This window comes from Acidovorax sp. SUPP950 (assembly GCF_030158935.1).
Classification (GTDB): Bacteria; Pseudomonadota; Gammaproteobacteria; order Burkholderiales; family Burkholderiaceae_C; genus Paracidovorax.
In genome coordinates, this window is the sequence record NZ_BQXE01000001.1 from 623,421 (window position 1) to 647,651 (window position 24,231).

General features: G+C 65.8%; 15 protein-coding genes. All 15 read left to right on the forward strand.

Translation table 11 applies throughout. The annotated features are described in order from the left end of the window. The 15 genes from AVME950_RS03065 (at position 1) to glgA (ending at position 24,126) form a co-directional block, all read left to right on the forward strand. A complete protein-coding gene (locus tag AVME950_RS03065) occupies positions 1 to 375 on the forward strand; it encodes an STAS domain-containing protein (protein WP_284409314.1) in 375 nt (124 codons plus the stop codon). Beyond that, positions 365 to 769 carry an anti-sigma regulatory factor gene (locus AVME950_RS03070; protein ID WP_272563946.1) on the forward strand — a complete coding sequence of 135 codons (405 nt, stop codon included), beginning with the start codon at positions 365 to 367 and terminating at the stop codon, positions 767 to 769. Before AVME950_RS03065 ends, AVME950_RS03070 begins: the two co-directional genes overlap by 11 nt. Beyond that, positions 760 to 1,815, forward strand: coding sequence for an ATP-binding SpoIIE family protein phosphatase (locus tag AVME950_RS03075; RefSeq protein WP_284428717.1), 1,056 nt, complete (start codon positions 760 to 762; stop codon positions 1,813 to 1,815). Before AVME950_RS03070 ends, AVME950_RS03075 begins: the two co-directional genes overlap by 10 nt. Positions 1,816 to 1,835: 20 nt before the next feature. Continuing rightward, complete coding sequence (locus tag AVME950_RS03080) at positions 1,836 to 2,819, forward strand: ATP-binding protein (protein ID WP_284428718.1); 984 nt, start codon at positions 1,836 to 1,838, stop codon at positions 2,817 to 2,819. Between the two features lie 4 nt (positions 2,820 to 2,823). Beyond that, positions 2,824 to 4,803, forward strand: coding sequence for a hybrid sensor histidine kinase/response regulator (locus AVME950_RS03085; RefSeq protein WP_284429556.1), 1,980 nt, complete (start codon positions 2,824 to 2,826; stop codon positions 4,801 to 4,803). A gap of 8 nt (positions 4,804 to 4,811) precedes the next feature. Next, positions 4,812 to 7,484: an ATP-binding protein gene (locus AVME950_RS03090; protein ID WP_284428719.1), complete on the forward strand. Its 2,673-nt coding sequence runs from the start codon at positions 4,812 to 4,814 to the stop codon at positions 7,482 to 7,484. Between the two features lie 257 nt (positions 7,485 to 7,741). Continuing rightward, positions 7,742 to 8,365, forward strand: coding sequence for a biliverdin-producing heme oxygenase (locus AVME950_RS03095; RefSeq protein WP_284428720.1), 624 nt, complete (start codon positions 7,742 to 7,744; stop codon positions 8,363 to 8,365). Next, a complete protein-coding gene (locus tag AVME950_RS03100; RefSeq protein ID WP_284428721.1) occupies positions 8,362 to 10,584 on the forward strand; it encodes an ATP-binding protein in 2,223 nt (740 codons plus the stop codon). Before AVME950_RS03095 ends, AVME950_RS03100 begins: the two co-directional genes overlap by 4 nt. Before the next feature lie 72 nt (positions 10,585 to 10,656). Then, positions 10,657 to 11,043 (forward strand): response regulator, encoded by a 387-nt coding sequence (locus AVME950_RS03105; RefSeq protein ID WP_284428722.1) that lies wholly within the window; start codon positions 10,657 to 10,659, stop codon positions 11,041 to 11,043. Between the two features lie 305 nt (positions 11,044 to 11,348). Then, positions 11,349 to 11,882 carry a MarR family winged helix-turn-helix transcriptional regulator gene (locus AVME950_RS03110; RefSeq protein ID WP_284428723.1) on the forward strand — a complete coding sequence of 178 codons (534 nt, stop codon included), beginning with the start codon at positions 11,349 to 11,351 and terminating at the stop codon, positions 11,880 to 11,882. 539 nt (positions 11,883 to 12,421) lie between these two features. Then, on the forward strand, positions 12,422 to 13,726 hold the full coding sequence (glgC, locus tag AVME950_RS03115) for a glucose-1-phosphate adenylyltransferase (protein WP_284428724.1): 1,305 nt from the start codon (positions 12,422 to 12,424) through the stop codon (positions 13,724 to 13,726). Beyond that, on the forward strand, positions 13,723 to 15,888 hold the full coding sequence (gene glgX, locus AVME950_RS03120) for a glycogen debranching protein GlgX (RefSeq protein ID WP_284428725.1): 2,166 nt from the start codon (positions 13,723 to 13,725) through the stop codon (positions 15,886 to 15,888). The genes glgC and glgX overlap by 4 nt, the downstream gene beginning before the upstream one ends. Continuing rightward, a complete protein-coding gene (gene treZ, locus AVME950_RS03125; RefSeq protein ID WP_284428726.1) occupies positions 15,885 to 17,702 on the forward strand; it encodes a malto-oligosyltrehalose trehalohydrolase in 1,818 nt (605 codons plus the stop codon). Before glgX ends, treZ begins: the two co-directional genes overlap by 4 nt. Next, positions 17,699 to 22,678: a malto-oligosyltrehalose synthase gene (locus AVME950_RS03130; RefSeq protein ID WP_284428727.1), complete on the forward strand. Its 4,980-nt coding sequence runs from the start codon at positions 17,699 to 17,701 to the stop codon at positions 22,676 to 22,678. The genes treZ and AVME950_RS03130 overlap by 4 nt, the downstream gene beginning before the upstream one ends. Further along, complete coding sequence (glgA, locus tag AVME950_RS03135) at positions 22,675 to 24,126, forward strand: glycogen synthase GlgA (protein WP_349817224.1); 1,452 nt, start codon at positions 22,675 to 22,677, stop codon at positions 24,124 to 24,126. Before AVME950_RS03130 ends, glgA begins: the two co-directional genes overlap by 4 nt. Positions 24,127 to 24,231 lie beyond the last annotated feature (105 nt).

Here is a 24,231-nt window from a genome sequence, read left to right on the forward strand (position 1 = left end):
ATGGACCGCATTCCCATTCTTCGCATGGGCGAAACCCTGCTGGTCACCATCCAGGTGGACATGCAGGACCGCACCGCCATGCAGCTGCAGGACGACCTGGCCGACCGCATCGCCAAGACGGGCGCCACCGGCGTCATGATCGACATCTCGGGCCTGGAAATCGTGGACTCGTTCGTCGGGCGCATGCTGAGCAGCATCTCCGGCATCGCGCGCATTCTCTCGGCCCACACGGTGGTGGTGGGCATGCAGCCCGCCGTGGCCATCACCCTGGTGGAACTGGGCCTGTCCCTGGAAGGCGTTCGCACCGCACTCAACGTGGAGCGCGGAATGCAATTGCTGGAGCGCATCCGCCAGGAGCCATCCCTTGTCCGCTGATCCCGCCGGCACGTTGCCCATCGCGTCGGAGCAGCACATCGTCGCCTGCCGGCAGACGGTCCGCGTCCTGTGCACTCAGCTGAAATTCTCGCTGGTGGACCAGACGAAGCTCATCACGGCGGCCAGCGAGCTGTCGCGCAACACGCTGGTGCACGGTGGCGGCGGCCGCATGCGCTGGGAAACGCTGGAGCGGCAGGGCCGCCATGGCCTGCAACTGCATTTCGAAGACGAGGGGCCGGGCATTTCCGACCTGAAGCTCGCCCTGACCGACGGCTGGACCTCGGGCGGCGGCATGGGCCTGGGACTGCCGGGCAGCCGGCGTCTGGTCAATGAGTTCGACATCCACACGGCCCCCGGCGAAGGGACCCGCGTGAGCATCACCAAATGGAAGTAGCCGCCCCCACGGGCAACGCCCCCCAGTTGCTGATGGGATGGACGCACACGGCCTTCGCGATGGGCGACACCAGCTGCGTGGGCGAAGCCCGGCGCTTCGCCGCCCACGCGAGCGCCGAGATGGAATGGGGCGACACCGACAGCGGGCGCCTGTCCATCGTGGTGACCGAGCTGGCCAACAACCTGCACCTGCACGCCCGCGAAGGCCGCTTGCTGATCGCGGCCGTGCCGGCGCTCGGCCTGGTGGAGGTGATTGCCATCGACCACGGGCCAGGCATCCAGGACCTGCCGCTGTCCATGCGCGACGGCTACTCCACCGGCGGCACGCAGGGCGCCGGGCTGGGCGCGGTCCGGCGGCTGGCGGACGACTTCGACATCCACTCCTCCGTACCGCAGGGCACGGTGTGCGTGGCCCGCGTGCGCCAGCACCGCGAGGCCGGCGATGCGCCAGCCGCCCCGCCCCAGACCCTGCGGGTGGGTGCCATCCGGTTGCCGCTGGCGGGCGAGACCGTGTGCGGCGACGCCTGGGCCGCGGCCCTGGACGGCCCCCGGGCCGCGCTGTTCGTGGCCGATGGCCTCGGCCACGGCAGCGAGGCCGCCAAGGCGTCCGGCGCGGCGGCGGACCTGTTCCTGCAGGCCCCCTTCGGCGACCTGCGCGAGCAGATCGAAAGCATGCATGCCGAGCTGCAGTCCACGCGGGGCGCCGCCGTGTGCAGCCTGCGGCTGGATGCCACGGCCGCCACCGTGCGCAGTTCCGGCGTTGGCAACGTGGTGGCCCGCGTGGTCACGGGCCTGTCGGACCGCTCGGTCGTCACGCAGCACGGCACGGTGGGCCTGACCATGCGCCGGCCGCAGGAGACCACCACCGAGCTGCCTCCCTATGCGCTGCTGGTCGTACACAGCGACGGCATCGAAACCCGCTGGCATCCCGCCAGCATCCAGCGCCTGCTGGGCAGCGATCCCACCCTGGTGGCCGCCGTGCTGCTGCGCGATCACCACCGGGCGCGCGACGACGCGACCGTGGTGGTGGTGCAGTGCATCGAGTGACCCGAAGCACGAAAGACACCATGGACGGCACCTCCGACCTCATTTCCGACCGCACCTTCCAGGCATCCGCCACGCCGGCACCGACGCCGCCCACCGCCGCTGCGCCCCAGGAATCCATCGAGGCGCTGCGCGCCGCCCTGGCCGAAAGCCAGCGGGAAGTCCAGGAGCTGAGCGCCGAGCTGGAGGAAACCAACCGCGGCGTGGTCGCGCTGTATTCCGAGCTGGACGCGCAGGCCGAGCAGCTGCAAAAAGCCACGGAGATGAAAAGCCGTTTCCTGGCCTACATGAGCCACGAGTTCCGCACGCCCATCAACTCCATTCGCAGCATCGCCCGGCTACTGGCCGACCATGTGGACGGGCCCCTCAACACCGAGCAGGCCCGCCAGGTGGGATTCATCCAGAGCACCGCGAACGAGTTTGCCGACATGGTGGACGACCTGCTCGATCTCGCCAAGATCGAAGCCGGCCGCGTGGAAATCTCGCCTGCCTGGTTCGACATGCTGGATCTGTTCCAGGCCCTGCGCGGGATGTTCCGGCCGGTGCTGACCAACCCGGACGTCAACCTGTTCTTCGACGAGCCCCAGGGCATCGCGCCGCTGTACACGGACGACCGCAAGTTGTCGCAGATCCTGCGCAATTTCATCTCCAACGCGCTCAAATTCACGCCCCGGGGCGAGGTGCGCGTGTCGGCCCGCGTCGTGGATGGAGACCGGGTGCGATTTTCGGTGACCGACACCGGCATCGGCATCGCTCCCGAATTCCATTCCAGCGTGTTTGACGACTACACGCAGATCGGCTCGTCGCTGCAAAAGCGTCTGCGCGGCACCGGCCTGGGGCTGGCCGTGAGCCGCCAGCTGGCCGAACTGCTGGGCGGCACGGTCACGCTGGAGAGCGCGCTGGGCAGCGGCTCGGTGTTCTCGCTGACGCTGCCGCTGCGGCTGCCGGGCAACGAAGCCGCGGCCACTGGGGCCTCCGCAACCACCGAGGACGGCGCCCATGGGTAACGGCATGCAGGACGTCAGTGCCATCCACACGACCATCGACCGCGCCGCGCACACGGTGCTGGTGGTGGACGACAACCCGGTCACACGCTACTCCACCGTCCGGATCATCCGCGCCGCCGGCTTTCAGACCGTGGAGGCCGACAACGGCACCGAGGCCATCCGCCTGGCGGCCACCGGCGTGTCGGCCGTGGTGCTGGACGTGCACCTGCCCGACATCGACGGCTTCGAGGTCTGCCGCATCATCCGCCAGCAGGAAGCCACGGTCCTGCTGCCGGTCACGCACCTGTCCGCCGCCCACGTGCACAGCGAAGACCGGGTGACCGGTTTGAACGCGGGGGCCGACGCCTACCTCACGCACCCGGTGGAGCCGGCGCTGCTGGTGGGCACACTGCAGGCGCTGATCCGTGCGCGCATGGCCGAAGACGGCCTGCGCCGCAGCGACCGGCGCTTTCGCGCCATCTACAGCCAGGCGCTGGCGGGTATCGGCCTGATCCAGCCCGACGGCCGTTTCACCGATGTCAACCCCGCCATGATGCGGCTGCTGGACCGCTCGCGCGACGAACTGCTGGGCCACCCCATCAGCGACTTTGCGCCGCCCGGCTGGCTGGACTTCATCACCGAAAAAACCGTGGGGGGCGAGCGTGGCGACCCCTGGCAGGGAGAGTTTCCGCTGCAACGCCCGGACGGCGCCTGGGTGTACCTGGAGTGGAGCATCTCGGCCCACGTGGAGCCCGGCCTGCGCATGGCGATCGCGGCCGACATCTCCGAGCGCATGGAGCTCGACTCCCGCCGCCAGGATGTGCTGGAACGCGAGCAGGCGGCCCGCGCCACTGCCGAGCGGCTGAGCCGCACCAAGGACGATTTCATCGCGGTGCTGTCGCACGAACTGCGCACCCCGCTGAACGCCATCGCCGGATGGGTGCACATCCTTAAGCGCCGCGGCGGCACGCCCGAGCTGCTCAAGGGCCTGGACTCCATCCACCGCAACGTGAAGGCGCAGGCGCGCATCATCTCGGACATCCTCGACGTGTCGCGCATCAACAGCGGCAAGCTGCACCTGGAGCGGGAATGGATCGACCCCGTCGAATCGGTGCGCTCCTCCATCGACGCGCTGCAGGCCTCGATCGCCGAAAAGCGCCTGGACGTGGCGCTGGCCGTGCAGGACGCGAATGCCCCCGCCTGGCTGGACCCGACGCGCTTTCAGCAGATCTTCTGGAACCTGCTGACCAATGCCATCAAATTCTCCAACGACGGCGCGCGAATCGACGTGGCGCTGCGGCGCGAGAAGGGCCAGCTCACCCTGTCCGTGCGGGACTACGGGCGCGGCATCGCCAGCGAATTCATCGATCACCTGTTCGACCGGTTCACGCAGAGCGACTCGCCCGACAACCGACGCCACGGCGGCCTGGGCCTGGGGCTGTCCATCGTCAAGCAGCTGGCCGAACTGCACGGCGGCCGCGCCACGGCCGTGAGCGCCGGGCTCGACCAGGGCACCACCATGCAGGTGATGCTGCCGGTGGACCACAAAGGGGGCGATACGGCCCGCGCCGCGCCCCTTGGCGACGATGCCCCAGCCGAACCGCCGATGAACGACCGACCCCTGGCGGGCCTGGACATCCTCATCGTGGAAGACCACCCCGATGCACGCGAAATGCTCACCGTGGTGCTCACCGACGGCGGTGCGCGGCTGCGCGAAGCCGGCGACCATGACGCGGCCATGCAGGCCCTGGCCGAGCGCTGGCCCGACGTGCTGGTCTGCGACATCGGCCTGCCCGGGCGCGACGGCTACGACCTGGTCCGCAGCCTGCGCTCCCTGCCCCTGCCCGAGGGCAAGGCCCAGCCGATCGCCATCGCGCTGACCGCCTTCTCCCGCGCGCAGGACGCGCAACGGGCTCTGGAGGCAGGATTCGACGCGCACCTGGGCAAGCCCTTGCAGCCCCACGCCCTGATGGCCACCATCAACCGACTGGCCGATTCACGCTGATTTTTTGCATGAACCCCTCCCCTGCCACTGCCATCACCGCTGACAGCGACCGCTTCGCGCACATCTTCATCGGGGACAGCGAGATGGCACAGCTCATGCGCGCTCACGACTGGGAAGCCACCCCGCTCGGCTCGCCGGCATTCTGGCCCGAGCCGCTGAAGGTCGCGCTTCGCATCCTGCTCACCTCGCGCTTCGAGATGTGGCTTGGCTGGGGACCGGACATCGCTTTTTTCTACAACGATGCCTATCGCCCCACGCTGGGAGCCAAGCACCCGTACGCGCTCGCGCGCCCGACCGCTGAGGTCTGGGCCGAGATCTGGGACCAGGTCAAAGGCCGCATGCATGCCGTGTACGAACGGGCCGAGTCCACCTGGGACGACTCGCTGATGCTGCTGCTGGACCGCGCGGGCTACCTGGAGGAAACGTACCACACGTTTTCGTACAGCCCGCTGCACGGCGACGACGGGCAGGTCCACGGCCTGTTCTGCGCGGTGTCGGAAGACACGGGCCGCGTGCTCAACGAGCGGCGCCTGCGCCTGCTGCGCGAACTGGGCGCGGCGCTGTCGGCGGTCAACAGCCGCCGGGCCGTGCTCGACACCGCCTGCGAGCGGATGGGCCAAGCCCAGCGGGACTTGCCGTTTTCACTCGTCTATCTGTACGAACCCTCGGGCGTGGCCCGCCTGAGCTGCAATGCAGGCATCGACCAGGGCCATCGGCTGGCGCCCACTGTGCTGGCGATGAACTCCCGGGAACCCTGGCAGGTCCACCGACTGCAAGCCGGCGACGCGGCCTTCGCCGTGCCGCTGGACGCGGTGAACGACGTGCCCACCGGCGATTGGGACACGCCGGCGCGGGCGGCGTTCGTCGTGGCGCTGCCGGCACAAGGCGGCGCCCGGTCGGCGGGATTCATGGTGTGCGGGGCCAATCCGCACCGGCCCATGCACGACGGCGAGGCCATGGCGTTCGTTCAGTTGCTGGCCGGCCAGATCGCCTCGCGCCTGGCCAGTGCCGGGGTGCTGGAGGAAAGCACGGCGGAGCGCGACCGACTGCGCAGCCTGTTCCAGAAGGCGCCCGGTTTCATGTGCGTACTGCGCGGCCCGGAGCATGTGTTCGAGTTCGTCAACGACTCCTACGTGCAGCTGATCGGGCACCGCAGCGTGGAAGGCAAGACAGTGCGCGAAGGCCTGCCCGAGCTGGAAGGCCAGGGGCTGTACGAACTGCTGGACGAGGTCTACCGCACCGGGCAGCCGTACCTGGCCCAGGGCCTCAAGGTCCTCATCCAGCAAAAGCCCGGCATGCCGCTGGCCGAGCGCTACCTGGACTTCATCTACCAACCCACCACCGACGGCCAGGGCGAGGTCACCGGCGTTTTCGCCGAGGGCTACGACGTGACGGAAAAGGTGGTGGCCGAACAGGAGCTTCGCGCGCTGAACAGCCACCTGGAAGCGCGCGTGGTCGAGCGCACCCAGGAGGTCGAGAACGCGCTCGCGCGCCTCACCACCGAATCGCGCGAGCGCGAAGCCGCGCAGGAGGCGCTGCGCCAGTCGCAGAAGATGGAGGCCGTGGGCCAGCTCACGGGCGGGCTCGCGCACGACTTCAACAACCTGCTGGCCACGATCACAGGCAGCCTGGAACTGCTGCACCGCCGCGTGGGCCAGGGCCGCTACGACGACCTGGAGCGCTATGTGAGCGTGGGCCAGGGCGCCGCCAAGCGGGCGGCCTCGCTCACCCACCGCATGCTGGCCTTCTCGCGCCGGCAGACGCTGGACCCCAAGCCAACCGACGTGAACCGGCTCGTGAAGGGCATGGAAGAGCTGATCCGGCGCACCATCGGGCCCGAAAACGAGCTGGAGGTGGTGGGCGCCGTCGGCCTGTGGACCACGCACGTGGACCCCCACCAACTGGAAAGCGCCCTGCTCAACCTGTGCATCAACTCTCGCGACGCCATGCCCGGCGGCGGCCGGCTCACGATCGAGACGGCCAACAAGTGGATGGACGAGCGTGCCTCCCTGGACCGCGACCTGCCCCCGGGCCAGTACGTGTCGCTGTGCGTGACCGATACCGGCACCGGCATGTCGCCCGAAATCATCCACCGCGTGTTCGAGCCGTTCTTCACCACCAAGCCGATCGGCATGGGCACGGGGCTGGGGCTGTCGATGGTCTATGGATTCGCGCGGCAGTCGGGTGGCCAGGTGCGCGCCTACTCCGAGCCCGGCATGGGCACGACCATGTGCATCTACCTGCCGCGGCACGATGCGCCGGCGCAGGACATCGACCTGCCCTCGGCGCCGTCGATCGCAGGAGGCCAGGGGTCGGGCACCGTGCTGGTGGTGGACGACGAGCCGAGCGTTCGGTCGCTGGTGGTGGAGGTGCTGCAGGAGATGGGCTACGACACCATCGAGGCACAGGACGGGGCATCGGGGCTGCTGGTACTTCAGTCCAGCACCCACCTCGACCTGCTGATCACCGACGTGGGCCTGCCCGGTGGAATGAACGGGCGGCAGATGGCCGATAGCGGCCGGATCTACCGGCCGGACCTGAAAATCCTGTTCATCACCGGCTATGCCGAAAATGCGGCCGTGGGCAACGGCCACCTGGAGCGGGGCATGCAGGTGCTCACCAAGCCCTTTACGCTCGATGCGCTTGCACGCCGCGTGCAAGGGCTCATCGCCCCGCCCTGAGGTCCCTCGCTTTGAACCATCTCACTGCCGCCGGCAGGCACGGGTTTCGCCATCGCTGCCAACGCAGCGGCGGCTTCGGGCCGGACGGACCTCGCCCGCTGCGAGCGCGCGTGTTGCAGGCACAAAACAGGCGGGTAACCTGCCTGGCACCATGGGCAGGCCCAGCCCCTAAAATCTTGCTCCAGTCTTTTCTGGCCACCCCGATCCCCCACCCTTCTTCCGTGTCACAGCGATCTCCCCTCCCGTCCTGCACTCCGGTGCCGGAGACCGACTGCCTTTCGGCGCTGCGACAAACCACGAAGGAATCGCATGCGCAGCTGGATGCCAGCCTGCCAATCGGCAGGGCCGATGCCAGCCTGGAAGACTATCGCCACCATACCCTGGCCCTGAGCGCCTGGCTCACCGCCCTCCAGCCGCACCTGGCGGCGCTGGAGTCGCTGGTGCCCGGTTTCGACTTTGCACGCCCCGCTCGCCTGCACGCCCTGCACGCGGACTGGCTGGCGATGCGCGGCGAGCCAGCGCAAGCCGAAGACGGCTTCGGTGACGCCAGCGGCTGCACGCAGCAGATGGCTGCGCAGGCGTTTTCCGCTTTCGGGGCACCCGGCCATGCGGCGGTCTGCTGGGGCCTGGCCTATGTGGTGGAGGGCTCGCAATTGGGAGGCCAGTTCCTGTACCAGCGCCTGGCGCCCCGGCTGGCGCCGCATCCGCTGCGCTATTTGCACGGCCTGGGTGCCGGTACGGGTTTGCGCTGGAAACAGTTCACCAGGCTGCTCGACACGCACGTTCAGAGCCGTTTCGATGTCCAGGCGGCCTGCGCCGGCGCACGTGCCGGCTTCGATGGCCTGCGGCACCAGTTGCAGGGCCAGGGGGTGCTCGCATGATCCAGTCATTCACACCCGGCACCACCACCACGCTGGACAACTGCGACCGCGAGCCCATCCACGTGCCCGGCAGCATCCAGAGCCATGGCACCCTGATCGCTGTGGACCGCGAAGGCGTGGTCCGCTATGTCAGCGCCAACGTGCAGGCCCTTCTGCAGTGCGGCGTGACCGTGGGCGAGCCTCTGCCCGAAAGCCCGGGCACGGTGTGCCCGCTGATTGCAGGGCTCCTTCAGGACGGCTTGCAGGCGCTGCGGGGCGAGCGGGATGTGCCCATGCCCAGCGAGTTGCAGGTCGAAGACCGCCAGTTCGACGTGGTGCTGCATGTCGGCAGCGCGATGCTGGTGGCCGAATTCGAGCTGCGCCACCAGACCCACAGCGAGCTGGCAGGCTTTGCCGTGCAGGCCCACCGCGCGATGGAAAAGCTGCGCCGGCCCCGGGCCATCGATGAGCTGCTGCAGCTGGCCACCGAAGAACTGCGGGCCCTGACCGGCTTCGACCGGGTGATGGCCTATCGCTTTCGCCATGACAGCAGCGGCGAAGTGGCCGCCGAATCGTGTGTCGATACGCTCGACCCCTACCTGGGCCGGCGCTATCCGGCCAGCGACATTCCAGCGCAGGCACGCAGGCTCTACGTGGCCAACACCCTGCGGCTGATCGCCGACGTGCGCTCGGCCGCGGTGCCCCTGCTGCAGGAGGCCGGTGCGCCCCCGCTGGACCTGAGCGGCAGCATTCTGCGCAGCGTGTCGCCAATCCACATCGAATACCTGTCCAACATGGGCGTGGGTGCGTCGATGAGCGTGTCCATCGTGATCAACGAACAGCTGTGGGGCCTGATCGCCTGCCATCACATGGGTCCTCGCCAGGTGCCCTACAGCGTGCGCATGGCCTGCGACGTGATCGCCCAGGTGCTGTCTGCCAACATCCAGAGCACGCTTTCCCGCTCCCAGGCGGACCGCCTGCAGCAACTGGCCGGCGCCCGCACCCACCTCATCGAAGAGCTGCTGCACGCGGACGACGAATTCACCGCCCTGACCCAGCACACAGCCGAGATGGCCGCCATCTTGCAGGCCGATGCGGCGCTGGTGGCTCATGGGGCGAAGCTGAGCGTGTTCGGCGAAGTATCGGAAGCGGCGGGCAGCGCCATCGTGCAATGGCTGGCCGCCGAGCCGGGCCAGGACCGGCAGCGCCTGTTCCAGACCCAGTCGCTGCCGCAGCTTGCGCCCGAACTGGCCGCCGCGACGTCGCCCTGGTGCGGCGTGCTGGGCATCCCTTTCGACCGGGACCGCAACGGCTGGTTGATCTTTCTTCGCAAGGAGCAGATCGAGACCATCCACTGGGGCGGCAAGCCGGACAAGGACATCCGCCACGGCCCCCTGGGCCCGCGGCTCACCCCGCGCGGCTCGTTCGATCTGTGGAAGGAAACCGTCCGGTCCACCGCCGAGCATTGGAGCACGCTGGAACTGGATGCCGCCCGGCAGTTGATGGACGAACTCGTGCGCGTGCAGAACGCGCGCACCGCCGAGATCAATCGCACGCGCAACCAGCTGATGGCCGTCCTGGGCCACGATCTGCGAGACCCCCTGCACTCCATCAGCATGGCCGCGCGCGTGCTCGAACAGGGCGGCACCGACGGCGGGCGGGCCGGCAGAATCGGTCAGCGCATCCAGTCCTCCAGCAGCCGCATGCAGCGGCTGGTGAGTCAGGTGATGGACATGTCGCGCCTGCAGAGCGGCCTGGGACTGGATCTGCAGCGCACGGACGTGGATCTGGTCGCCCTGCTGAACGACCTCATCGATGAGGCCCGCACGGCACACCCCGGCACCGAGATCGTGGGCAGCATCCCCGCTGCGCTGAAAGCCCGTGTCGATGCCGATCGCATCGCCCAGGTGGTCGTCAACCTCATCGGCAACGCGCGGCACCATGGCCAGAGCGGGCATCCCATCGAGGTGCATGCGACCGCCACCGATGAATGGCACGAGATCGCCGTGCGCAATGTCGCCGCCCCCATCCCGGAAGACATTGCCCGCAATCTTTTCAGTCCGTTCAAGGCCTCTTCGGTCGGCAACGCGCGCAATCGGTCGGGGATGGGGCTGGGGCTGTACATCGCCCACCAGATCGTCCAGGGACACGGGGGCAGCATTGGATACGAATACCGCGCACCCCATGTTGTCTTCTCGGTCCGCTTGCCCGTGCAGAGGACGGGCACAATAGAGCCCTAAGAAGAAGACTATTGGGCTTGATTGTTTGATGGTCTTTAAGAAAAACACTGTACCGTCAGCGAAGCCCTCCGCATGCCTGCAGACATTCTCATCATTGACGACAACCGCGATGCCTCTGAACTGCTGAGCGATCTGCTCGACCTGCAGGGGTACACGGTGCGCGTCGCCCACAGTGGCAACGAAGCGCTGCAGCACATGGCGCAACGCCCCGCCTCGCTGTTCCTCGTAGACCAGCAACTGCCCGACATGCTGGGCACCCAACTCGTTCCGAAATTGCGCGCGGCAACGGCAGGCAGGCCCAGCATCGCGATCGCCATCACGGGGTTGGGCGTTTCGGACCGGGCGCAGTTGGTCGGTTTCGATCACGTATTGGCCAAACCGCTGGCCTTCGATGCGTTCGACGCCCTGATCGCAGCCTGCTCGGCCGAGCTGGACCAGCAAGGCGACGCCGAGCGCTGACGGATAGCTGACGGCCCCTTCCACCCGGGCACACGCGGCCATGCTGCGCCAAGCCAACCACCCATCGGCCGGCATGCGCGTGGCGATAATGCCTCGCTCCATGGCGAGTGCACGTGAATGTCGGGGAATGTACGGGCTTCAGGGGCTCCAGCCGCCGCCAAGCACTTCGCCTTTACCCATAAAACAGCGGCTTTGGCCCACGAGGTCGGGGCCGCCCCGAGTGTCAGAGCAATCCGTTCAGGTGTCTTGTGCCGGACTGGCAGGGATTGCGAGGACTCTTACACTCGACCGCCCGGAAACCCTCCATGCATGAATCTCCCGTCGATCCCTCCACCGTCCAACACCTGCTCGGCTATGCTCTGGCGCAGGCACGGGTAGCGGCCAACCGCGCTTTTTTCCAGGCGATCGGCGAGCCCATGCAATTGCGCACCGTCGAATTTTCCCTGTTGATGCTGCTCTTGCCGGGCGAAGGATTGTCCCAACGGCAACTCGCCCAGGCGCTGAACCTGAGCGCCCCCAACCTCACCCTGGTGGTCAGCCGGCTGCAAAGCCGGGGCCTGCTGGTGCGCGAGCGCAACCCCACCGATCGCCGGGCTCAGGCCATCCGCCTTACGGCCGAGGGTCTGTCCATTGCCCGGCAGGCGCATGCCACTTCTCTGGAGATGGAAGCGGGCCTGCGCCAGCTCTACTCGCCGGCCGAATGGGCGCTGCTGCTGGAGTTGCTCCAGCGCGTCAGCCCCGGCGCATTGTCAGCCAATGAAGAGCAGGCCCGGACCGTCCAGCGACAAGCACCGCGGGCCCCCATCGGCCACCAGCGCAATAACATCAAAGGCATGTAGCTATCAATTGGATAGCAGATATCCAGACGACCACAGCCAGCGCAAAGCAGCCTCACGCAAGGTCGGGCTCAGCGTGCCGGCAGCCCCGGCGCGTGAACGCTGGTGCGACACGTGGCGCCAGCGCCACTGCCCGCTGCAGCGGGCGTAATGCCTGTGCTTAACCGCACCGGCACCAGCGCTGCGCGCTCTGGCAAGCCCCCGATCACGTAGGCAAGTGCCTACACAGGCAGGTAGGAACTTCCTGCAACCTCTTGTTGCATCGCAACAGAAGATGCGTCCAGGACCACCTGCATGCACCCCGACTCTCTCCATGACCCGGCCTCCGGAGCCCTCTGCCTTCCAGGCAAAGCTTCGAGCCTGGTTTCGTCGCGCGTGAAAAGGGATGCAAGAGGAGGATGGCCCGGATCGATCCGCAGGGCGCAGGCGCTTGCAGTCATCGAACTGCCAGGCGCCCCCGCGTTCCGATGTCGTTCGCCGCAGCCCAACCTGATTGTCTCCACCTCACCTTTCCACGTCTGATCCATCTGGGAGTTCCCACCATGTCACGCACCAAAAATGTCCTCGCCATCGTCATGGCCGGCGGTGAAGGCTCCCGCCTTCACCCACTAACAGCAGAGCGCTGCAAGCCCGCCGTGCCGTTCAACGGCAAGCACCGCATCGTGGACTTCGTCCTGTCCAACCTGGTGAATTCGGAGATCTTTTCCATCTACCTGCTGGTGCAGTACAAGTCGCAGTCGCTCATCGAGCACATCCGCCAGTCGTGGACCATGGCCCGCTTCATTCCAGAGCATTTCGTGACGGTGGTGCCGCCCCAGATGCGCAATGGTCCCGAGTGGTTTCAAGGCACGGCCGATTCGGTCTATCAGAACATCCACCTGATCGAGAGCTTCCGGCCCGACATCGTCGCGGTGTTCGGAGCAGATCACATCTACCGCATGGACGTGCGCCAGATGATCGACTTCCACGTAGCCAACAACGCCGATGTCAGTGTGGCCACATTGCCGGTCAAACTGTCGCAGTGCGACCAGTTCGGCATCGTGGAAACAGACGAGAGCCACCGCATTACGCAGTTCGTCGAAAAGCCAAAATCCACGCACCCCATGCCCGGCAGTTCGACCCATGCCCTGGCTTCCATGGGCAACTATCTCTTCAATGCGGACGTGCTGCTCGACGCACTCAAGAAAGCGCACGAGACAGGCCACAGCGATTTCGGCAAGCACATCCTGCCGACCATGCTGGAGTCGCACCGCCTGATGGCCTATGACTTCGACACCAACACCATCCCCGGGACCGAGCCTTACGAAGAGCATGGCTACTGGCGCGACGTCGGCACCATTGATTCGTACTTCGATGCCCACTTCGATACGCTGGGCGCGACGCCGCGCTTTCGCATGACCAACCGCCAGTGGCCGATCTACGCCAGCCCCGACCAGGCGGAATCCGCCCAGATCGAAAATGGTGTGATCCACCGCTCGGTGGTGGGTTCGGGCAGCATCGTGGACGGCGCCTCCCTCGACCATGCCATGCTGCGCCGCTCGGTTGTCGTCGAGCGCGATGCACGGCTGGAGCATTGCATCGTGATGGAGCGCACTCGCATCGGCCGCGGCGCCCAGATCCGGCGGGCCATCATCGACCAGGACAACGACGTGCCCGCCCATGAGCGCATTGGCTTCAATCTGGAAGAAGACCGCAAGCGCTTTCATGTCACCGAAAGCGGGATCGTCGTGGTCCCCCGCAAGTTCTTCACCGCGCAGCAGGATTCCGGCACCAACACCCCCAGCATCGGACGTGCCCGGCCACCGGCCCCCATCACCACCGAAAGCGACCGCAAAGTAGCCGCATGAAACCCGAACTGATGAATACGCCTTCCGCTCCCGTCGCATCCCGACACAAGAAAGTCCGGTACACCGTCGAGCCAGGCCGCCACTGGCCGCAGGGCGCCACAGCGAGCCGGCACGGCGTGAACTTCGCCGTCTATGCGCCGTCGGCGGAGAAAGTGGAGATTTGCCTGTTTTCGGACGACGATCAGGAAACAGCGCGCATCACGCTTCCCTGCCTGAGCCGGGACACGTGGCACGGACTGGTGAAAGGACTGAAGGTCGGCCAGAGGTACGGGTTGCGGGTGCATGGCCCCTACGAGCCCGGCAACGGGCATCGCTTCAACCCTGCGAAACTGTTGCTGGACCCCTACGCGCTGGCTCTTGATCGGCCAGTTCTCGGTCATGCGGAACAGTTCGGCTACGAACTGGACCAGGAAGAAGAAGACCTTCAGCCCAGTACGGTGGACAACTGTGCTGTGGCGCCCAAATGCCGTGTTGTCAAATCGCGCTTCGACTGGGGCGACGACGCTCCGCCCCGTGTACCCGCCAAAGACACGGTTTTCTACGAAGTGCATGTGAAGGGCTTCACTCAGACCATGCCCGGCGTTCCCGAGCCCCTGCGAGGCACGTATGCCGGCCTGGCCAGCGACGCCGCGATTGCCCATCTGCGCGATCTAGGAATCACCAGCGTTGAGCTTTTGCCCGTGCAAGCATTTCTGGACGACAAGCGGCTGGTGGACAACGACCTCACCAACTACTGGGGCTACAACACTGTTGCGTTCTTCGCGCCAGAGCCACGCTATAGCGCTTCCAAGGCAGACGGTGGAGTGGATGAATTCAAGGCCATGGTGAAGGCGCTGCACGCCGCGGGGCTGGAGGTGATTTTGGACGTGGTCTACAACCACACGGGAGAAGGCAATCACCTGGGGCCCACGATCAGTTTCAAGGGCATCGACAACGCAGCCTATTACCGGCTGTCTCCGGAAGATGCCCGCTACTACGTGGATTACACCGGCACCGGCAACACGGTGGATACGAGCAGCCCGGCCGCGTTGCGCCTGGTGCTGGACAGCCTGCGCTACTGGGTGACGGAAATGCACGTGGACGGTTTCCGCTTCGATCTGGCCTGTGCACTGGGCCGTGACCCTTCGGGCGCCTTCACGCACCGTGCGGCTTTTTTCGCTGCCGTTGCGCAAGATCCGGTGCTGTCGAACGTCAAGCTCATCGCAGAGCCGTGGGACCTCGGCCCCGACGGCTACCAGGTCGGCGGATTCCCGGTGGGATGGATGGAATGGAACGGTCGCTACCGCGACGCGGTGCGCGACTACTGGCGCAACGCCGATAGCAGCCTGCCGTCATTCGCCGCCTGCCTGTGTGGCAGCGCGGACATGCTCGCCGCGCGCAAGCGCCCGCCGGTGGACAGCGTGAACATCGTGACCGTGCATGACGGCTTCAGCCTGGCCGATCTGGTGAGCTACAACGAGAAGCACAACGACGCGAACAAGGAGGACAACCGAGACGGTGAAAACCACAACCGCAGCTGGAATTGCGGCGCCGAAGGTCCTTCGGACGACCCCGCGGTCCAGGCGCTGCGCGAGCGCCAGATGCGCAACTTCATCGCCACCCTCTTCGTCTCGCACGGCACGCCCCTGCTGCTGGGCGGCGACGAAATGGCCCGGACCCAGCACGGCAACAACAACGGCTACTGCCAGGACAGCTCACTGTCCTGGTACGACTGGAATCAGGCCACGAGCGAGGCGGAGCTGATGGGGTTCACCCGGGCCCTGCTGGCGCTACGGCATGCATTGCCCGTGTTGCGTCCCGCCGTGCAGCCAGCCGGCACCACCGGACACCCTGCCTGCGTGGCACTCAACTGGCACAGCGTCTGGGGCCTGGCAATGACCCAGGAGGAATGGGAAGATCCCCAGGTGCGCTGCGTAGCAGCGCTGATGGAGGGCCACGGCGACAGCGAGTCGGTCATGTTGCTGTTCAATGCGACCCCTGCGGATGCGGTCTTCACCCTGCCTCAGGACGAGCATGGCCGCGTGTGGACCGTGCGAGTGGACACCCGCACAGCAGCCGTGCCACCAGCCGACGAGGCAGACATCCCTGCAGGTGGGCAGTGGACGCTGCAGCCGCATTCCATGGCCGTTCTGACAACACCCTCACGTGCCGACCTGTCATGAGGTACCGGCATGACATGCCGTTTGGCGCCCGGCTCACAGCCGACGGCGGCGCCGGATTCAGCCTGTGGGCGCCCAACGCCCGCGAAGTGGTTTTGCACCATGGCACGGCGCCAGCATTGCCCATGGTGCCGCTCCCGGCGCAGTCCCGCCCGAATGGCTGGTGGCACGTGGAGTTGCAAACAGCCTCTCGCGCCACCCGCTATCAGTGGCAGGTGGACGGTGGCCCCCTGATGCCAGACCCGGCTTCGCGCAGCAATCCCCACGGCCCGCATGGCGCCAGCGAGATCACCGATGCCAAGGACTTCGACTGGCAGGTGGACTGGCAAGGGCGGCCGTGGAGCGAGGTGGTTCTGTATGAACTGCATGTGGGCACGTTCACGCCCGAAGGCACCCTGCAAGCCGCGTTGCAGCAGTTGCCACGGCTGAAAGACCTGGGCATCACCACTGTGGAATTGATGCCCCTGGCATGCTTCGGGGGCCGGTTCGGCTGGGGGTATGACGGCGTGCTGCCCTTCGCTCCGCACCCTGACTACGGAACGCCCGATGACCTCAAGCGCTTCATCGACGGGGCGCATGCGCTGGGCCTCATGGTGATGCTCGACGTGGTGTACAACCACTTCGGCCCGGATGGAAACTATCTCGGCCTCTACGCACCGCAGTTCTTTTCTGAAAAGCACACCAGCCCTTGGGGTGCCGCCATCAACTTCGACGGCGCCCAGAGCGGGCCCGTGCGTGAATTCTTCATTCACAACGCGATGTACTGGGTCGAGGAATTCCGGTTCGATGGCCTCCGCCTGGACGCGGTGCACGCCATCATCGACGACAGCGAGCCCGGCTTTCTCGCCGAACTGTCTCAGCGCGTGCGAACTGCTTGCCCGGGCCGGCATGTGCACCTCGTCCTTGAAAACGAGAAGAACCAGCCGGAGCATCTGGCCCCCAGCCCCAAGCCCTCCCGCTATGACGCGCAATGGAACGACGATTTCCACCACGCGCTGCATGTACTGCTGACTGGCGAAACACAGGGCTATTACGGGGACTATGGCAATGAGCCGATGGCCCTGTTGGCGCGCGCGTTGACGAGCGGCTACGTCTTTGCCCACAGCGACCGCGACGGACAAGGCCGCAGGAAACAGGTGGTGGCTGCGGCACCCGAGCCCCTTTCCACCATGGTCCAGTTCTTCGGCAACCACGATCAGGTCGGCAACCGCGCGTTCGGGGAAAGGCTGGCGCAATTGGTTCCAGCGCCCGCTGCCGAACTGGCCATGCTGCTGACTTTGCTGGGTCCGGCGACGCCGCTGATCTTCATGGGCGATGAATTCGGCGCCCAGACACCGTTTCTCTACTTTGCCGATTGGGAAGGGGAACTGCGCGATGCCGTGCGCCAGGGCCGCTTGCGCGAATTCGGCCATGAAGTCCCGCCAGGCGGGACGCTTCCCGATCCGTGCGATGCGGTCACCTTCGCCCACAGCCGCCTCGACTGGCAGCAAGCCGACAACCCGCTAGGGCAGGCGCGGCAGGCGTTGTTGCGCGAAGCGCTTGCAGCGCGCAGACAGTGGCTCAATCCGCGCCAGCACCGCTTGGTACCACGGGGCCACACGGCCAAGGTGGTGGGCGCCCGCGGCCTGAGGGTGCGGTGGCATTACGACGACGGCGCGCAATGGCAGATGGACATCAACCTGAGCGACATGCCCGTCGAGGCGCCGGCATCTGACGGCTCGCAGGGAATCCCGCGGTTTTCACACCGCTGGAGCAATGACACGACCCAATGGGCACCTTGGTCCGCCCGTTGGTGTTTTCTGGAGCCCAACGCATGACGGACCCTACCCCCGGCGAAGCACTGCGCCATCGCGCCCACTTGGCTGGCATTGCACTGAACTACACCAGCTTCTGGGGCGAGCACCGCGACGTGCCCGTCTCCGTCATCGAGCGGGCCCTGGCCGCCATGGGAAGCCACGCGGATACCAGCGCCGTGCCCTCCCCCGTGCTGGTATCAGAGGGCGGCGCAGCCACCGTACCGCTCCTCAACGAAGGGCCCTGGCGCCTGTTCACCGCAGAGACGGCAGAACGCACGCTGGTGTGCGAGGGCGTAGGCACCGTCGCCGAAATTCCCGCTTCGCTGGCGGTGGGCTACTACGCCCTCCATTCCCCAGGGGCATCGGCCGAACGGCTGGTCATCGTGGCACCCGAACATTGCTGGTCCCCTGAACCCCTGCGGCAAGGCGAGCGCTGGTGGGGCTTGAGCGCCCAGTTGTACGCCCTGCGCTCAGAGCGAAACTGGGGCATCGGCGATTTCACCGATCTGGCAGACCTCGTGTCCATTGCTGCCGGACAAGGCGCGGCTTTCGTCGGATTGAGCCCTTTACATGCCTTGCGGGCGGACCAGCCAGAGGCTGCAAGCCCCTATAGCCCGTCCAGCCGGTTGGCGTTGAATACGCTCTTCATCGATGTGGCGGCGGTGCCTGAATTCGTGCGCAGCCCAGCCGCGCAGACGCTGTTCTCGGACGCCGCTTTCCAGCAGCGGCTGGGTTCGCTGCGGGCTTCGAGCGAAGTGCGCTATGCCGAAGTTGCGGCCGCCAAACAGGAAGTGCTGGGACTGTTGTGGGACGAGTTCCGACGCAACGAATGGAACACCGGTTCGCCGCGTGCGATGGTTTTCCGCGAGTTCATGCAGGGCCAGGCCGACACCCTCGGGCAACACGCACTGTACGAGGCCATCCAGTGCCATCTGCACGCTGTCGATCCCAGTATCTGGGGTTGGCCTGCATGGCCGGAAGCGATGCGCGACCCCCAGGGTGCTGAGGTGAAAGCCTTTGCACAGGACCATGCGGATCAGGTGCAATATCGCTTCTGGCTGCAGTGGCTGGCCCACGCCCAACTGGACCGGGTAAGCCAGCGGGCCCGTTCGCTGATGCCGCTGGGCCTGTATTGCGACTTGGCGGTCGGAGCGAACGACGGGGGCTCGGAAACCTGGACCGGCCAGGGCCTGTACGCACGTGGCATGAACGTGGGCGCTCCGCCGGACCCGCTCAACCACCAGGGACAGGATTGGGGCCTTCCTCCGATGAATCCCTGTGCGCTGGCGGCGGCGCATTTCCTGCCCATGCGCCGATTGCTGGCCAGCGTGATGCGCCCGGCCGGCGCCTTGCGGATGGACCATGTCATGGCGCTCATGCGCCTGTTCTGGACCAGTGCCGACGGCGGCGCTTACGTTTACTACCCTCTGGACGCCTTGCTGGCCATCATGTCCATCGAAAGCCATCGCCACCAATGCCTGGTGATCGGCGAAGACCTGGGCAATGTCGCGCCGCAGATGCGGGAGGCGATGGCGCACAGAACGCTGCTGTCCTATCGGCCATTGATTTTCGAACGCGCCGACGGCGGCGCGTTTCGCACGCCGGCCCATTGGCCTCACCAGGCCCTGGCGGTGGTCAGCACGCATGATTTGCCCACACTGCGCGGGTACTGGGCGGCCGAAGATATCGAGGTGCAGTCGCGCCTGGGCTGGCTGTCCGCACCGGATGCGCATGCCCGCGCCTTGATGGAGCGCGCCCAGGACCGCGTGAGGTTGCTCATCGCGCTCAACGAGGAAGGGCTGCTTCCGAGCGGTGCCACTGCGGACCCGCAATCGGTGCCCGAAGCCAACGCGGACTTCGTGGCCGCAGTGCATCGCTATCTCGCCAGAACACCCTGCTGGCTGGCGGCAGTGCAACTGGAAGATGTGACAGGCCAGTTGGAGCAGGTCAATGTGCCGGGCTCCACCGAGGCCATGCAGCCCAACTGGCGCCGCCGCCTGAGCGTACCGCTGGAAAAGCTGGCGACCCATCCCTGCTTTTCGGCCATCGCGGCCGCCATGCGCGCCGAGCGCGGCGGCGCGGCCCTGCCCTTCAGCGAGGCGTTGCCAGCGCTAGATACCGCGGATATTCCCTTGGCGACGTACCGGGTGCAGTTCCACGAAGGCAATACCTTCGAGCAGGTCACCCGGGCCGTCCCCTATTTCCATGCATTGGGCATCAGCCATCTCTACAGCTCGCCGTATCTGAAGGCCGCGCCGGGCAGCACGCACGGTTACAACGTGGTGGACCCGACCCGTCTGAATCCCGAGGTCGGATCGGAGGCGACGCACACCGCCTTGTGCGAGGCGCTGCAAGCGCACGGACTAAGCCAGGTGCTCGACATCGTGCCCAACCACATGGGGGTGCTCGATTCCAACAACCCCTGGTGGCAGGACGTGCTCGAGCATGGGCGAGCCTCCGCCCATGCAGGCACCTTCGACATCGAATGGGAGCCGACCGCACCAGAAATGCACGGGCGGGTGCTTCTGCCCATGCTGGGTGGTCATTACGGGCGCGTTCTCGAATCCGGCGAACTCCAGGTGGCATTCGACCCTCAAGGCGGGCGGTTCAGCATCCGCTATTGGGACCACGAGCTTCCCATCGACCCACAGCATTACGCACGCATTTTTGCAGCCGTGCCGGCCCCTGTTTCCGGCGGCGAACGCGATGGCGACAGTCTGGCGCAGATGCAATCGTTGGTGGACGCATTCGGAAACCTGCCCTCACGCAATACCAGTGACGAGAACGAGCGCGCCATGCGCCAACGGGATGCGCCGCTGCACCAGCGGCGGCTTGCGGAGCTGGCCGGCGAGCACCCCTGGGTGCGCCAATGGATCGAAGCGCTTCTGACACAGTGGAACGGCCAGAAGGACAGCCCGGAAAGCTTCAACGCGCTGGACCAATTGCTGCGCGATCAGGCTTACCGCCTGGCAGACTGGCGTGTGGCAGGGGACGACATCAACTACCGCCGATTCTTCGACGTCAACTCCCTGGCCGCCGTTCGCATGGAAGACCCAGCCGTTTTCGAAGCGACCCACACCTGCATCTTCCGCTGGCTGGCCGAGGGAAAGATCTCCGGATTGCGCATCGACCATCCGGATGGATTGGCCGACCCTGCCCAGTACTTCGACCGACTGCAAAAGCGCTATGCGTCGCTGGCACACGCTGCGGGACGGGAGCCCCGTGCGCTATACCTCATCGTGGAGAAGATTCTTGCCGACCATGAGCCCCTGCCGCAGGATTGGCCTGTGCACGGAGCCACCGGATACAGGTTCAGCAGCCTGGTCAACGGGCTTTTCGTCGAGCCGGCCTCTCAAGCGGCTTTCGACGATGCGTATTCCGCCTTCACCGGCGATCGCAAGGAATTCGAAGAGGCGGTGCACGAGTGCAAGAAGCACATCATCGAAACCTCGCTGTTCAGTGACCTGGGGTGGCTGGCCGACACGCTTTACCGCATCAGCCGCACCGATCGCAAGACCTGCGATTTCACGCGCAACCAGTTGCGCATCGCGCTGACGGAGGTGGCGGCCGTCTTCCCCGTCTACCGCACCTACATCGCGCCTGATGGCTCGGGACTGTCCGACACGGATCGACAGCACATCGAATGGGCCATTGCGGCGGCACGTCGCCGCATGGGCACGGCCGAAGGGGGCGTGCTCGCGTACCTGCAAGGCGTTTTTGTCGGCACGGAAGGCCAGCACCTGCCCGAGTTGCGGGGCGCGTTCCTGCGCCGTTGGCAACAGTTCACGGCGCCGGTGATGGCCAAGTCCGTGGAGGACACCGCGTTCTACCGCTATGTGCGCCTGGTGTCGCTGAACGATGTCGGCTCGGAGCCGCGGCGTTTCGGATTGTCCGGTGCCGCATTCCATCAGGCCAATCTGCAACGGTCGCGGCGGTTACCGCACGGGCTGCTGGCGACGTCCACGCATGACAGCAAACGTTCGGAAGATCTGCGCGCGCGCCTGAATGTGCTGTCCGAGATTCCGGCCCTGTGGGAAGACACGGCCATTCAGCTGCGCGAACTCGGAACCCGTTTCACGACCGAGATCGATGGCACGGTGGTTCCCAGCCCCCATGATCTCTGGGCGCTCTATCAGGCCCTGGTCGGCATCTGGCCGGCAGAAGGCGCCGATGTGAATGAGCGGATCGGCTTGAGGGACCGCGCCAAGCAGTACATGGTGAAAGCCATGCGCGAAGCCAAGCAGGCGACCAACTGGCTATTTCCCAACGAGGCCTATGAGGCGGCCGTTGACCGATATATCGACGGTGTGCTGTCCACGGATCGCTTCGTGCGAGAACTGGAGAAATTCGTCCAGTCCATCGCCCCCTACGGATTTCGCAACAGCCTGTGCCAGCTCGCGCTGAAGCTGACTGTCCCGGGCGTGCCCGACATCTACCAAGGCTGCGAGCAATGGAACTTCAGCCTCGTCGACCCTGACAACCGCAGGCCCGTCGATTTCACAGAACTGGAACGTTCCCTGCAAACGGTACGCTCGCACTACGCTTTTGGCTATCCCTCGGTCCAGGCCTGGCAGGAGATGCTCGGCGCATCCCCGGCACCGCTGGTCAAGCAGCTGGTCACATGGCGGCTGCTTCAGCTGCGGCAAAAAATGCCGGAACTGTTCCTGAACGCCACCTACCTTCCTCTGACCGTGGAAGGCCAGAGCGCCGAACATGCCGTCGCGTTTGCCCGCATTCGGGAAGGCAAAGCCATTGTGGTTGTCTGCTCGCGGTTGCTGTACGGGCTGACCGCGATGGGTTGGCGCGGCACCCGCGTCACGGTTGCCGCGGTACACCCTGCGCTGGACAAAATTCTGAGGTGGAAGAACTGGATGACGGGAGCGGCACTGATAGCAGACAAAGATGGAGGCCTGGAGCTGGACATCGTGATGGGCGAGCTGCGACCAGAGGGCGGTACCTTGCCATTCGTGGTGTTGGTGCCCGAGGACGTCGAATGAAAGTTCTCTTTGTCACGCCTGAATGCGCCCCACTGGTCAAAACCGGTGGGCTGGGCGATGTCAGTGCCGCCCTGCCCCGTGCATTGGCAGCCATGGGGCACGATGTCGCCTTGCTCATGCCGGCCTACGGCGATATGGCCATCACCGGCCAGATCGTGGGTTTGTCTGCCATTGCGCCACGGGGTGCCTGGCCTGCAGCGCAGTTGCTTCAACTGCGTCAGGAAGACGGTTTCATCCTTTACCTGCTTTCTTGCCCCCAACTCTATGCACGCGCGGGCACGCCCTACGGCACACCCTACGGCACGGATCACGATGACAATGCGCTGCGCTTCGGCCTGCTCAGCCACGTCGCGGCAATGATGGGCACACAGGCAACGCCCTGCGGATGGCAGGCCGACATCGTGCATGCCAACGATTGGCCCACCGGACTGGCCCCGTTCTACTTGGCGCAAGCGCGCGCTGTGCGCGACGGCGCCCCAGTGGCACGCAGCGTCATCACCGTGCACAACCTGGCATTTCAAGGCGTCTTTCCAATGCACGCCTGCGATGCCCTGGAGATCCCGCCGGAGCACCGGGGCATCGCGGGTGTCGAGTTCTGGGGTGGAATGTCGATGCTCAAAGCAGGCTTGAACTTTGCCGACGCCATCACCACCGTCAGCCCCACGTACGCACGCGAAATTCAGGGCCCTGAGCTTGGTTTTGGCCTGGATGGGGTCTTGCGGGAGCGTTCCAATGTGTTGTACGGCATTCTCAATGGCGTCGACACAAACATATGGAACCCAGCAAGCGATCCTCTCATCGCTGCGCCTTACAGCCTGGAAAGCCTATCGGGCAAGGCGCTGAACAAAATAGCGTTGCGCCAACGCTGTGGGCTGGATGCCGCGGAAAACCGCATGCTGTTCGGCTTGGTCGGACGACTCACCCAGCAAAAAGGCGTAGATCTGGTGGTAGAAGGCGCGGAGCGTCTGGTAAAGCAAGGTGCACAACTTGTCGTGCTGGGCAATGGCGATCCAGCGATCCAGGCCCGCTTCACTCAACTGGCTGCCCGCTACCCAGAGCACATCAGCGTCACCCTGGGCTTTGACGAATCGCTGGCCCATCAAATCGAGGCCGGCGCAGACTGTTTCCTCATGCCTTCTCGGTTTGAGCCATGCGGACTGAACCAGATGTACAGCCAGATCTACGGAACCCCACCCATCGTCACGCATACGGGTGGACTGGCGGACTCCGTCGTGGATGCAGATTCATCTCCATCGGGAGGCACCGGATTCATCATGCCGCTCGCAACCCAGAAAATGTTTGACGAAGCGGTACAGCGGGCCATCGCGGCATGGCAATCACCTGTCACCTGGGAGTCGCTTCAACGCGCCGGAATGCGGCAAACCTTCGGCTGGGACGCATCGGCCAAAGCCTATTCCGACCTGTACGGTGAATTGCTTGAGTCCTGAGCGCAATGCCGAGACCATCGTTCTGTTCTGTCCTACAAAAAGCGAAAGAGGCCGCGGAAATACTTGCCAAATGCTTGGCAACAAGCATCCTCAATCCGGCGCCTG